The following is a 12,326-nucleotide window of genomic DNA, read 5'->3' as shown; positions in this document are numbered from 1 at the left end:
TTGTGTTTACTCGACGCGGGGGAAATCGACATTCAGCATCCGGCCGTTATCCACCAGCATGCCGGTGATCGGACCGCCGTCATCGCGCTGGTAGCGCAGGCGATAGTCATTCCAGCGCAGCTCATCACCCTGCACCATCTGCGCATCGCGGCGACGGCCGTTCTTGATCATGACGAAATCCGTACCCGACACATGTTCGATGACGATTTCGGTATCGGTCTCTGGATTGACGAAGCGCCCTTCCAGCTCGGCAAAGCTGGCATCACTTTCGGGAAGCGGGGCGAGCATGCGGTAGCTAGAGGTCGGCTGGCTGGAGAGAAATATCCGGAATTGCCTGCCGCCATCACCGCTAGGCTCGAACACCATCTTCAGATCGGCATTGCTCTCATAGGCGAACACATTGCCGTCCTCGTGAATCAACCGAACCGGGTCACGGCCCTCGATCTCGCGGTACAGCTCGCCGTCTCGTTCGGTGATGCAGATGAGAGTATTGCTGCCTTCGTAAAGGCCGAGGATCACCTCAGTCGCGGGCCGCGCCAGCACCGCCTCCGGCCCTGCGGCATAGCTCTGCTCCTCGGGATAGCTGTCATCCAGCAGGATATCGCTGATCGTATAGCCCAAGCCGACCACACTGATCTGGGTGGTGTTGCCCATCACCACGATGGCGAGATCGCGCTCGGGAAAACGGCGCACATAGGCGTTGAAACCGCCCGTGCTGCCGACATGCGAGATTTCCTGCAGGCCACGATAGGTGCCGTGCTCCAGGCCATAGCCGTAAGCGCCCGGCAGCGCATCATCCACGCGGGCCTGGCTGGCCGCAATCACGCCCGCATCGAGCGCAGAAGCCGCGCCCTGCAATTGCTGCTCCCACGCCAATTGGTCGCCGAGCGTTGTGAAGAGGAAACCGTCCCCGAAGAGATTGGCAATCGCGGGATCTTCCAGCCAACCGTTCCACTGGCCATAAGCGCGCGCCTGATTCGGGAAGAAGGCGCCATATCGCCGCCGCCAGCCGGTATCCTCCATGCCGATCCGGGCGAAAAATTCGCCCGCATATTCATGGAAGTCCTGCCCACTCACTGCTGCAATCAGCTCGGCGAGCAGGATGTAGTTCGAATTGCTGTACAGATGCTCGCTGCCGGGATCGAAATTCAACCCGGTCTGGCGATTGAGCAGCTCCATCGCATCGCGATTGCGATACGGGCGTTCATACCAGGTAACCCCGGTGAGCGACCAGAGATTGTAAATGTCGCGAATGCCGCTGGTATGGCTGATCAGGTCTGCAACGGTGATGCGCTGATCAACTCCTTCCATCACTCCGGGCAGGTAGGTGCGGAAATCCTCGTCCAGATCCACCATTCCGCGATTCGCCATATCGAGCGCCATCAGCGCGACATATTGCTTGGCATTGGAAGCGATGTTGAGCCGGGTCTCCGGCCCGAGCGGGATGCCGTGCGCGAGATCCGCTTCGCCCGTGTAGGCTTCCAGAATCACTTCACCGCCGCGCACAACGCCGACTGCAACGCCGGGCTCGCCTTCGCTGGTCAGTTCACCCATCACCTCGTCGATTGCAGCGCTTTCCGCATCGTCGAGTGGCTGGGCGAGTGCTGGCAGCGAAAGCGTGCAGGCAATGGCCGCAAACGCAGAAACGATGTGATTTCTCATGATCCTCTCCGTCCTCAATGTCTGTGAGCGTAGGTGCAGATACGGATGATGGCGAGCCAAAGTTGCAAATATGCTCCGCCAGCTACGCATCAGGTGTCTTGCATTGGCAATACAGCTGCGCCATGATCCTCGCATGACGAAACATACCATCCTCTTCGCCGCAGCTCCGCTGCTCGTTCTGACCCAGCCCGCGAATGCGCAGGATGCGCCGCCTGAACAGGTGGAGATCGAAAGCGCGCTGACACCGCTGGTGACATTCCGCGGGGAGGAAGCTGCGCGGCCCAGCCTTGAAGAGCGGATGGAGCAGCTCGGCATCGCCAATGCCAGCGTCGCGGTCTATCGCGATGGCGAGCTCGAATGGGCGCGCGGCTATGGCGAAGGCATCGACCCCGACACGCTGTTTCAGGCTGCATCCTTGTCCAAGGCCGTAGCCTCTGCCGGCATTATCGCGCTGGCAATGGAGCGCGGTGTGTCGCTGGATGCGGATATTTCGGGCGAGCTTGCCGGACTCGATCTGGAGCTGATCAACCCCGCGGGCCTGCCGATCACGTTGCGGCAGCTGCTGTCCCACACAAATGGCGCGGGCGTATCGGGTTTTCCCGGCTATGCCGATGGAACCGATGTGCCGACCACCGCGCAGGTGGTGATGGGCGAGGAGCCGACCAATACCGCGCGCGTCGTGATTTCATCCGAGCGGCAAGGCACGTTCAACTATTCGGGCGGCGGCTACACCATTGCGCAGCACTGGGCCGAAACTGTGACGGGCGAGCCTTTTCCGGAAATCGTGGATCGCCTCATCCTTGAGCCTTTGGGCATGGAGCGCAGCCTGTTCGCAGCCTTGCGCCGGGGAGACTTCCCGCGCGAGAATGTCGCGCTGGGTTACAATGGTGATGGCACGGAAATTCCCGGCGGATGGAATGTCTATCCCGAACACGCTGCGGCCAGCCTGTGGACCACTCCGCGCGAATACGGCCTGTTTGCGCTCGGCCTGATGGATGCGCTGGAGGGCGACCCCGATGCCGTGCTTTCGGAGGAACTGGTCCGCGAGATGACCCGTGTGGTGGATGATGGCTACGCCCTTGGCATCGGGGTTTCCGACATGGACGGCGCCGTGCGGCTCAGCCATTCGGGCTCCAATCGCGGGTACAAGAGCAATTTCATGGCCTATCCCGCCACCGACAGCGTCATCGTCACTATGACGGGGGCGGATAATGGCTGGCCGCTGATGGGCGATATCGGGCGGACGGCGAATGTCACTTACGATTGGCCGACCACGCCTCTGATTGTGCGAGACCGGCTTCCGGCAAGCGAGGCCGAGATGGAGGCATTCTCAGGCGTGTATGAATTGCAGGGCAATGAAAGCATCGTCGTGACCATTCGCCCGGATGAGAATGGCGAGCTGCGCATCACCGCACCCAGCGGCGCGAGCTGGACGATGGTTCGCGTCGGCAATGCCAGCTGGATCGATCCGAACGACGCGCAGCTGATCACTTTCGAGTATCGCGAAGACGGCACGCTGATCGCGAGCGACGGCAATCAGACTTTTGTGCGCCGCGAAGCCGACTGATCAGCCGCGCGCCGCGATCGCAGCGCCCAGCCGCCGAGCGCAAGCAGGGCGCAGGGCAGCCAGATCCACTTTATCTCTGACAGCATGGTCTCGAGCCCGCGGGCTGAAAAGAACCCCGCACCGATCGGCGAAACGCGCACCGGGGTGACCGGCGCAAAGATGCGGGCATTGTCGAAAGGCCACCAGAGAGCCGCGCCCAGTCCGCCATCGGTTAGCGTATCGAGCAGGCCGTGGCTCGCCATCGCCAGCGCGAGAAAAGCAAAAGCCCATGCCTTGCGCGCCCGCTTCCACACGAGCGCAATCCCGGCAGCAGTGAGCGCAGCAAACACCAGCGAATGGCTCGCCCCGCGATGACCCCATGGATCGGCATACTCGATACCCAACGCAAATCCGATGACATCCGCATCGGGAAGCATCGCCAACCCCGCGCCCGCCAACGCCACCCGCGCCGGAATGCGCGTTGGCCCAGCCGCTGCTGCAATGGCGAGCGGGACGATGGCGTGTGTCATAATTGTGGGCATGTAACTGAGAGGTTTCTTGCGCGATTGAAATCCGTTACCAGCGATGGAAATGGTATTCCGAATATCGAACTGAATTTGACTGACAAAAGCCCTCAAGATCGGGGAACAAGGTTGGATATCGAATGTCAAATGTATCAGAGAGCACGCTCAAAACTTGATGCTTCAAATCCGGCTCAATAGCGATTGCCACCATACTGTTGCTGTCGTCATCAACCCCGACGCTCCCATGCGCCTGGGTTTTTACTGAGCTATACAGGAACTGCGAATGCTGAGCAGCGATGCGCTTTGATACGTCTGGTGGCTGCCAAGTCCATGAATACTGTTGGTCTCCCAACTCTGCTACCACCTCGTCGTATCCTCGAGGCTCACCGTTATCCTCGTAGCCGCCTAAGTGCCAGCAATGAAACCCAAGCAAAACTCCGGCTTTGTCCTCATGAGCTTCCGAGGCAAAATACAATCCGATCAGCGCATTTCTAGTCGCGTCGAGCAGTCGGGTCGCCGCGCCGTGATGCTGCAAACGAGCCAAGACGTCGAAATCGGACATCGGCTGACCTTCGAGCAAATCATAGCCGCGATATCGTGCCTTCTTTATAAGCTGTTTTTCGTACGAAATGAGATCGCGGTCAGATGGATTGCGCTTCGTTAGCTTGAGCCTCCGATAGGCCGAGCTATCCACGCGCCAAGCGATGTTAGCTTGGCCACGCCACATCCATACGTTGTCACGGCCACGGTGCTCCGGTTGCAGAACAAGCTTAAGCAGTTCGTCAACGGTTTCTGGCGCGTAAATTTTACCAAAATGTCGAGTTTGGCGGCGGTTCACCAACTCACTCCCATTCGATCGTTCCCGGTGGCTTGCTCGTATAGTCGTAGACCACGCGGTTCACGCCCTTCACCTCGTTTACGATGCGGGTGGCGCAGCCGGTCAGGAAGCTCGCATCGAAGGGGTACACATCCGCGGTCATGCCGTCGGTGCTGGTTACGGCGCGAAGGCCGCAGACGCTGTCATAGGTGCGGTGGTCGCCCATCACGCCGACCGTGCGAATTGGGAGCAGTACGGCAAAGGCCTGCCAAATTGCGTCATACAATCCGGCGTTGCGGATTTCCTCGAGATAGATCGCATCGGCCTTGCGCAGGATATCGCAGCGCTCTTTCGTGACTTCGCCCGGAATGCGGATCGCGAGGCCGGGGCCGGGGAACGGGTGGCGGCCGACAAAGATATCGGGCAGCCCCAACTCGCGGCCGAGTTCGCGGACCTCGTCCTTGAAAAGCTCGCGCAAGGGCTCGACCAGTTTCATGTTCATGCGTTCGGGCAGGCCGCCGACATTGTGGTGGCTTTTGATCGTGACGCTCGGCCCGCCAGTGAAAGAGACGGATTCGATCACGTCCGGATAGAGCGTACCCTGCGCCAGGAAATCCGCGCCGCCGATCTTTTTGGCCTCTTCCTCGAACACATTGATGAATTCGCCGCCGATGAACTTGCGCTTCTTTTCGGGATCGGTCTCGCCCGCGAGGCCCTTCATGAAGCGCTCCTCGGCGTCCACGACGACAAGCGGGATATTGTAATGGTCGCGGAACATGGTTTCGACTTGTTCGCGCTCGTTCAATCGCAGCAGTCCGTGATCGACGAAAACGCAGGTCAGCTGGTCGCCGATGGCCTCGTGGATGAGGATGGCTGCGACCGAGGAATCGACCCCGCCTGACAGGCCGCAGATGACTTTGCCATCACCCACCTGTTCACGGATTTCGGCGACTTTGGTCTCGCGGTAGGCAGCCATGGTCCAGTCACCGGCGAGGCCGCACACCTTGTGCACGAAATTGGCGAGGAGCTTGCCGCCGTCGGGCGTGTGCACGACTTCGGGATGGAACTGCGTGCCGTAATATTTGCGGCGCTCATCGGCGATCACCGCGAAGGGCGCGCCATCGCTGGTGGCGACGATTTCGAAGCCGGGCGCAAACTTCGTCACCTTGTCACCATGGCTCATCCAGACCTGGTGGCGCTCGCCCTCCTGCCAGAGACCATCGAACAGCGCACAGTCCTTGGTGACGGTGAGAAACGCCCGGCCAAACTCGCCGCCTTCACCCGTCTCGTGCCCGGGGCGCACTTCGCCGCCGAGCTGGTGGCTCATCACCTGCTGACCGTAGCAAATGCCGAGGATCGGCAGGCCGCTGTCAAACAGCACTTGCGGCGCGCGCGGGCTGCCTTCGTCGGGAACGCTGGCAGGCGACCCGGACAGGATGATCCCCTTGGGCTTCATCCGGTGAAACGCCTCTTCGGCCATGCTGAAGGGCGCGATTTCGGAATAGACGCCCGCTTCGCGCACGCGGCGCGCGATCAGCTGGGTTACCTGGCTGCCGAAATCGACAATGAGGATGGAATCAGGGAGATGGTCGTGCTGCATTGCGGCGGGTTAAGGCGCGAAGCCCGCAGTGGCAAGCATCCAAGCCCGGCGAGGCGCCGCATTATCCCCGCTGTGCTGGAGGTGTGCCGGCTGACTCGGGCGCATTTCGGATCACGTCCTCAAGGCTGCGAACTTTGTCTGCTTCGATGAAAATGCCAAAGACTGCGACTACCGTGCCGGCAACATTCTTCTGGCACATACCGCGCGACACGACGCGCTTTTGTACGCCGTCGTCGCGAATGATCCGCGCGGTAAATTCGTAATCATCGCCATGTGCCAGCGCCATATCGACCGATCGCTTCACCATGTCGCGATCCAAAGGGTGGTAATAGGAAATGGCGGCATCGATTGCCGGTGCGCCTTTGGCAGGATCACGCCGATGAATGTCGAACACACGTTTCGACCAGAAGACCTCGCGCGTCTGCAAGTCGATCGACCATGTGCCTATTCCGCCAAGCCGCTCGGCTGCAAGCAGGGTGGTTTTGGTCCGTTGGCTGGATCGGCGGAGCGCGGCAAGCTCGGAAGGCAGGCGCCAGAGGGCGATCAGCGCAATGATCGCGATGACGCTCAGCGCCGCGCCAAAGATCAGAATACCGACGCCACCTTCCACATTCGGCCTCATGCAAAAAGCTGCGGCTGCCGCCGATAGCGACCGCCATCGTGAGAATTAAAGGACCACAGCGGGCAAATGTAAAACGTTTTGCCGCACTGGTCACATAAGAGTTTTGGGTGCTCCAAGCATATCTGTTGCAAAACACGCAACACATGTCGCTTATTTCGCATTTGCACAATATTATTGCGCGGCCTATTTGGCGGTCATCGGACGCGCCAAGGGTAAGCGGCGCGTCGGACCAGAACCCCTGATCCGGAAGGCTTCTCTCTCCCCCCTTCCCGCTTTTCGGATCAAAGCAGAATGGCCATCCCCGTCCCCTCGGGGTGGCCATTTTTGCTTTGGGGCTCCGACAAGCCGAAAAATCAACAGATCAGATGCGCTCCAGCAGGGCGTCCATCGCGGCGCGTTGTTCTGCCGTCGCATATTCGCGAATGCCGCGAATAATCCCGCGCGCTTCCGCATTCCGGCCATTGGCGACGAGGGCGTTGGCGTAGTGCCAGCGGATCTGGAGATTGCCCGGCGCGCCGTCGATGGCTGCGGAAAGATGTTCCAGCCCGGCAGAGGCCTGACCGTTTTCCAGCAGAACCCAGCCCAGCGTGTCGCGCACCCGCGGATCGCGCGGAGCGAGGGCATGCGCGGCGCGTGCACGCTGCAGCGCCTCGGCATTGCGTCCGGCCCCGAGCGCTGCCAGCGCACCGTTGTTCATGATAACGGCGATCCGATCGCCGCCGTCTGTGATCAGCGAGGAATAGAGCCGGTCAGCCTCCGCATCATCCCCGTCATTGAGCGCGGCCTGCGCAGCCGACGCGCGATTCGCAAAGTCGTCGGGCAGATCATTGGGCGCAAGGCGCGCTGCGAAACGATCCTCAACCCCGCGCTCCTGTGCGAGGGATGACGCAAGCGCCAGCAGCTGCGGACTTGCTGTTGCGCTATCTGCAAGCGGGGCTGCGATGTCCCATGCCTCATCCACATCGCCCTCTTCCGCCAGGGCGCTCGCAAGCAAAGTGCTGCCGTGCTGGTGCCCGGGCATCTGGCCGAGGAAGTCCTGCAGATGGGCAATCGCCAAAGACGGGAAACCGCGCAGATAGGCAATCTCGCCCATCAGCAGGCGGCCCTGCGGGATCGCACCAATCTCGGCCTCTGCGCTCTGGATGATGTCGTTGGCATCGTCGAGTTCGCCTTGCGCGAATGCCAGCCGCGCCTGCAGCAGCAGGGCGAGCGGGTGGTTGGGCGATGTGTCGAGGATGGTCTGCAAATGCGCATCGGCGGCATCGTAATCGCCAAGGTCGGCTTCTACCGCGGCGATGGCAAAGCGGGCGCGCATGCTGGAGGGATGCTCACTTGCGGCGCGCTCGTAGTATTCCTGCGCGGCAGCGAAATCGCTACGCAGCAGGCGCAATTGTCCGGCGAGCAGCAAGGATTCCAGATTCTCGTCATCGGCAGCGAGGGCGCGGTCCGCCATTTCCTTGGCAAAGGCTGGCTGGCGTTGTGAAATCGCCATCGCTCCGCGCAGGGCGAGCAGGCGCGCATCCTCGGGATGTGCTTCAATCGCGCTGTCGGCGAGCGCCAGGGCTTCGTCGAACCGGTCTGATTGGCCGAGCGACTGGATGGCGACCCATTGCGCCAGCGGCGTGTCGCCTGCCGCCTCAGCGCGCTCCAGCGCCGCATCATAATCGTTCTGCAACAGGGCAGCATGCGCCCACAGTCCGTCCAGATCGGCAGGGGGATCGCTGCGATCCCGCAGCATGGCGATGATCCGCTCTGCCGACTCGCCGTCACCCAGTTCCAGCAAGGTGCGGGCGTAATACTCGGCGGCGCGGGGATCGGCACCCTCTGCGTTCATCGCATTGGCGAGCGAAACGCGCGCCGTCTGATAGTCCCGCTCTCCAAAGGCAGCGAGGCCTGTTTCAAGCGGATCGGCATTGTCGAGCACACCGCAAGCGGCAACCGACACAGCAAGCGCTGAAGCGAGAAGGAATGGGCGGATTTTCATGCCCTCGCCGTAGCTTCCGGGTCTTAAAATGCCGCTAAAGGCGCATGGCTTGCAGGAGAGGCGCAAACAAAAGCGGCGGCAGCTCTTTCGAGCCACCGCCGCCTGATCGTTTGGTTTGAAGTCTTGTTACGCTGCAGCGAGCTGCTTGCGGCGACGCATGCCCCATGCACCGGCAAGGCCGAGACCGAACAGCAGCAGGCCGGCAGGTGCCGGAACCGGCGTGCCCGGGATCAGTGCGAGATCGAAATTGATGTCGAAATGCGGCAGGCTGTTGAGGTGCGGGTCAAGCATGTTGAGCCAGGAGGACCCACCGAAGTCGCCGGTCTTGTCATTGGCGCCGGTACCGAACTGGAACACGGTGTTGCCAGCGAACGGATCGCTCGGGTTCAGCGTGTAGGTCACGCCGTCAACGGTGATCGTACCGGATGCATTGGTGAAGTAATCCTGGACCGAAGGATCGTAAGCTCCGCCGCCTGCCTTGTATCCAAAGCCCGTTCCGTTGAGCGAATCGAGGAGACCGCTGAGCGAGAGGTCGAGCGTTGCGACTTCGCCGTTAGGGTTGATCGCAGTGCCGGTGAAGGTACCGGTTCCAGCATCGGTATCGACCGAGAATCGCGCATCTTCCTGGAAGGAGTAGTAACGCGAGCAGCCGCTATCGAGGCTGTTGGTCCACAGACCATGCGGGCATGAGCCGCCGGTCGCATTGGTGACACCGTAGTTCAGGACATCGGCCTGTGCGGGCGTGGCAACAGCGCAAATCGCCAGCGCAGCCCCGGAAAGTGCAAGTTTCGTCTTCATTATTCTGCCCCCATCGGACGTGATTCCAATTCGCTGATGGTGGGGTGGCCGATGATGGCCTGGGAAGCCATGGACGAAATCCGAGCGTCTCAAATCGGATCAATTGCACCCGAAAATGCTTAACAGCGGCCATTTGGCGATGGTCGGTGGAAAAGACCGGGGGGTTATGCCCTGCAAAGCTTCCGAAAGCGCCCCCGTGCGCCTATATAATAGCCATGTCTGATACACCAGAAACCGGTCCGGAAACTCCCGCAGAAAATCCCAACAAACGTCACGGCGAATATAGCTCTGACAGCATCAAGGTCCTGAAGGGCCTCGATGCCGTCCGGAAGCGCCCCGGCATGTATATCGGCGATACCGATGACGGGTCAGGCCTGCACCACATGGTGTTCGAGGTTTCGGATAACGCGATCGACGAAGCGCTGGCCGGTCATTGCGACCTGGTGCTAATCGAACTCAACGCCGATGGCTCTGTCTCGGTCGAGGATAACGGTCGCGGCATCCCGGTGGACATCCACAAGGAAGAAGGCGTGTCCGCTGCCGAGGTCATCATGACCCAGCTGCACGCAGGCGGGAAGTTCGAAAACACGTCGGACGACAACGCCTACAAGGTGTCGGGTGGTCTCCACGGCGTGGGCGTCTCGGTCGTGAATGCGCTCTCGGAATGGCTGGAGCTGCGCGTGTGGCGCAATGGCAAAGAGCACTGGATGCGCTTCGAGCATGGCGACGCGGTCAATTCGCTGGAGATCGTCGGTGATGCGCCGCCGGTTGCATCGAACGGCGATGAGAACGGCCTGAAAAAGGGCACGCGCGTCACTTTCATGCCGAGCACGGATACGTTCAAGAACGTCACCGAATTCGATTTCGAGAAGCTGGAGCACCGCTACCGTGAGCTGGCTTTCCTCAACTCGGGCGTTCGCATCCTGCTGCGCGACAATCGCCCGGAAGAGGCGGTGGAGCACGATCTGTTCTACGAGGGCGGCATCGCAGCCTTCGTCAAATGGCTCGACCGAAACAAGCAGCCGCTCGTGCCCGAACCGATTTCGGTGTCCGCCGAGAAGGACGGCATCGGCATCGACGTCGCGCTCGAATGGAATGATTCCTATTACGAGAACGTCCTTACCTTCACCAATAACATCCCGCAGCGCGATGGCGGCACGCACCTTGCGGCCTTCCGCGCTGCGCTGACGCGTACGCTCAACAATTACGCGTCGAGCTCGGGCCTTCTGAAAAGCGGCAAGATCTCGCTTTCGGGCGAGGACATGCGCGAAGGCTTGACCGCGATCGTTTCGGTGAAGCTGCCCGATCCGAAGTTTTCCAGCCAGACGAAAGACAAGCTGGTCTCTTCCGAAGTGCGCTCTCCGTTGGAAAGTCTGATTGGCGAGAAAATGTCCGAGTGGCTGGAAGAAAACCCGAACGACGCGAAGACGATCATCCAGAAGATTATCGATGCCGCCGCCGCGCGCGAAGCTGCGCGCAAGGCCCGCGAGATGAGCCGCAAGGGTGCGATGTCCGTCGCCTCGCTGCCGGGCAAGCTCTCCGATTGCCGTGAGCGCGATCCGGCGAAGTCCGAAATCTTCCTGGTCGAGGGTGACTCGGCCGGTGGCTCCGCAAAGTCGGGCCGCGATTCCAAATATCAGGCGATCCTGCCGCTGAAGGGCAAGATCCTGAATGTGGAGCGCGCACGCTTCGACAGGATCATTTCATCGAAGGAAGTCGGCACGCTGATCCAGGCGATGGGCACGGGCCTGCGCGACGAGTTCAACCTTGAGAAGCTGCGCTATCACAAGATCGTGATCATGACCGACGCCGACGTCGACGGGGCGCATATCCGCACGCTGCTGCTGACCTTCTTCCACCGCCAGATGCCCGAAATAATCAAGGCCGGGCACCTCTTCATCGCCCAGCCGCCGCTGTTCAAAGTCGGCAAAGGCAAGAGCGAGGTCTATTTGAAAGATCAGCCAGCGCTCGACCGTTATCTGGTGCAGGCCGGCTTACAGGACCGTGTGCTGGAAACGGCTGGCGGCGCGCGTTCGGGGGCCGATCTGGCCGATCTCGTCGAGCAGGCGCTGCTGCTGAAGAACCTGCTGGCCTTTGCGCCGCGCAAATATGATTCCGCTGTGATCGAGGCGATGGCCATGTCCGGCGCGCTCGAGCCGGACCTCAGCACCGACACGCGCAATGCGCGCCTTGCCGATGCCGCAGCCCAGATGCAGAAGTCTGACCCTGAAGCCGACTGGTCGGCCAAGCTCAACGATGCGGGCGATGTGCGGTTCGACCGCGTATGGCGCGGCGTCACCGATGTGCATCTGGTCGAAGCGAAGTTCCTCGACAGTGCGGAGGCGCGCAAGCTGCATCGCCGCGGGGTGGAGCAGGCCGAAACCTATGCGTCCCCTGCTCGGCTCGTGAAAATCGGCTCCGGCGATGCGCAGCCGGTGGACGCCGATGCGGACGAAACCGATGCAGAGGCGCCCGCCTTCGATCCGCAAACCGCCATCCTGCGCCCGACGCAGCTGCTCGAAGCGGTGCTGGCCGCAGGGCGCAAGGGCCTCTCGGTCAGCCGCTACAAGGGTCTGGGCGAAATGAATGCAGAACAGCTGTGGGAGACCACGCTCGATCCCGACAATCGCGAGCTGTTGCAGGTGAAAGTCGAAGACGCCGATGTAACGGACGAGATCTTTACTCGCCTGATGGGCGATGTCGTCGAACCCCGCCGCGAATTCATTCAGGACAACGCGCTGAATGTCGCAAACCTCGATGTGTAAGCGGAGCG

General features: G+C 61.1%; 9 protein-coding genes. 2 read left to right on the top strand and 7 right to left on the bottom strand.

Annotated elements, in window-relative coordinates; translation table 11 throughout:
* Positions 1 to 6 precede the first annotated feature (6 nt).
* Positions 7 to 1,662 carry a serine hydrolase domain-containing protein gene (locus O2N64_RS05810; RefSeq protein WP_271079336.1) on the bottom strand — a complete coding sequence of 552 codons (1,656 nt, stop codon included), beginning with the start codon at positions 1,660 to 1,662 and terminating at the stop codon, positions 7 to 9.
* Positions 1,663 to 1,795: 133 nt separating this feature from the next.
* On the opposite strand from O2N64_RS05810, the gene O2N64_RS05805 reads away from it, so the two are divergent.
* Positions 1,796 to 3,229, top strand: coding sequence for a serine hydrolase domain-containing protein (locus O2N64_RS05805; protein WP_271079335.1), 1,434 nt, complete (start codon positions 1,796 to 1,798; stop codon positions 3,227 to 3,229).
* On the opposite strand, the gene O2N64_RS05800 is transcribed toward O2N64_RS05805, so the two are convergent.
* The 6 genes from O2N64_RS05800 to O2N64_RS05775 form a co-directional block, all read right to left on the bottom strand.
* A complete protein-coding gene (locus O2N64_RS05800; protein ID WP_271079334.1) occupies positions 3,199 to 3,738 on the bottom strand; it encodes a metal-dependent hydrolase in 540 nt (179 codons plus the stop codon). The two genes, O2N64_RS05805 and O2N64_RS05800, sit on opposite strands and share 31 nt — an antisense overlap.
* A gap of 46 nt (positions 3,739 to 3,784) precedes the next feature.
* Entirely contained in the window at positions 3,785 to 4,570 is a 786-nt protein-coding gene (locus O2N64_RS05795) for an FRG domain-containing protein (RefSeq protein ID WP_271079333.1), read from the bottom strand.
* 4 nt (positions 4,571 to 4,574) lie between these two features.
* Positions 4,575 to 6,149, bottom strand: coding sequence for a glutamine-hydrolyzing GMP synthase (guaA, locus tag O2N64_RS05790; RefSeq protein ID WP_271079332.1), 1,575 nt, complete (start codon positions 6,147 to 6,149; stop codon positions 4,575 to 4,577).
* A gap of 61 nt (positions 6,150 to 6,210) precedes the next feature.
* Complete coding sequence (locus O2N64_RS05785) at positions 6,211 to 6,771, bottom strand: PAS domain-containing protein (protein WP_271079331.1); 561 nt, start codon at positions 6,769 to 6,771, stop codon at positions 6,211 to 6,213.
* A 361-nt stretch (positions 6,772 to 7,132) separates the two neighbouring features.
* The gene (locus O2N64_RS05780; protein WP_271079330.1) at positions 7,133 to 8,755 is read right to left on the bottom strand and encodes a tetratricopeptide repeat protein; all 1,623 of its coding nucleotides are present in this window, start codon (positions 8,753 to 8,755) and stop codon (positions 7,133 to 7,135) included.
* Between the two features lie 126 nt (positions 8,756 to 8,881).
* On the bottom strand, positions 8,882 to 9,553 hold the full coding sequence (locus tag O2N64_RS05775) for a PEP-CTERM sorting domain-containing protein (RefSeq protein ID WP_271079329.1): 672 nt from the start codon (positions 9,551 to 9,553) through the stop codon (positions 8,882 to 8,884).
* Positions 9,554 to 9,768: 215 nt separating this feature from the next.
* Here O2N64_RS05775 and gyrB point away from each other — a divergent pair, with 215 nt between their 5' ends.
* Positions 9,769 to 12,318 (top strand): DNA topoisomerase (ATP-hydrolyzing) subunit B, encoded by a 2,550-nt coding sequence (gene gyrB / locus O2N64_RS05770; RefSeq protein ID WP_271079328.1) that lies wholly within the window; start codon positions 9,769 to 9,771, stop codon positions 12,316 to 12,318.
* Positions 12,319 to 12,326: the final 8 nt, after the last annotated feature.

Source organism: Aurantiacibacter sp. MUD61, from assembly GCF_027912455.1.
Classification (GTDB): domain Bacteria; phylum Pseudomonadota; class Alphaproteobacteria; order Sphingomonadales; family Sphingomonadaceae; genus Alteraurantiacibacter.
This window is presented reverse-complemented; position numbering and strand designations above follow the sequence as displayed.

What these genes read in the sequence shown, in the direction of transcription:
- O2N64_RS05810 (WP_271079336.1), bottom strand. Translation starts at nt 1,662, where the DNA reads ATGAGAAATCACATCGTTTCTGCGTTTGCGGCCATTGCCTGCACGCTT.
- O2N64_RS05805 (WP_271079335.1), top strand. Translation starts at nt 1,796, where the DNA reads ATGACGAAACATACCATCCTCTTCGCCGCAGCTCCGCTGCTCGTTCTG.
- O2N64_RS05800 (WP_271079334.1), bottom strand. Translation starts at nt 3,738, where the DNA reads ATGACACACGCCATCGTCCCGCTCGCCATTGCAGCAGCGGCTGGGCCA.
- guaA (WP_271079332.1), bottom strand. Translation starts at nt 6,149, where the DNA reads ATGCAGCACGACCATCTCCCTGATTCCATCCTCATTGTCGATTTCGGC.
- O2N64_RS05785 (WP_271079331.1), bottom strand. Translation starts at nt 6,771, where the DNA reads ATGAGGCCGAATGTGGAAGGTGGCGTCGGTATTCTGATCTTTGGCGCG.
- O2N64_RS05780 (WP_271079330.1), bottom strand. Translation starts at nt 8,755, where the DNA reads ATGAAAATCCGCCCATTCCTTCTCGCTTCAGCGCTTGCTGTGTCGGTT.
- O2N64_RS05775 (WP_271079329.1), bottom strand. Translation starts at nt 9,553, where the DNA reads ATGAAGACGAAACTTGCACTTTCCGGGGCTGCGCTGGCGATTTGCGCT.
- gyrB (WP_271079328.1), top strand. Translation starts at nt 9,769, where the DNA reads ATGTCTGATACACCAGAAACCGGTCCGGAAACTCCCGCAGAAAATCCC.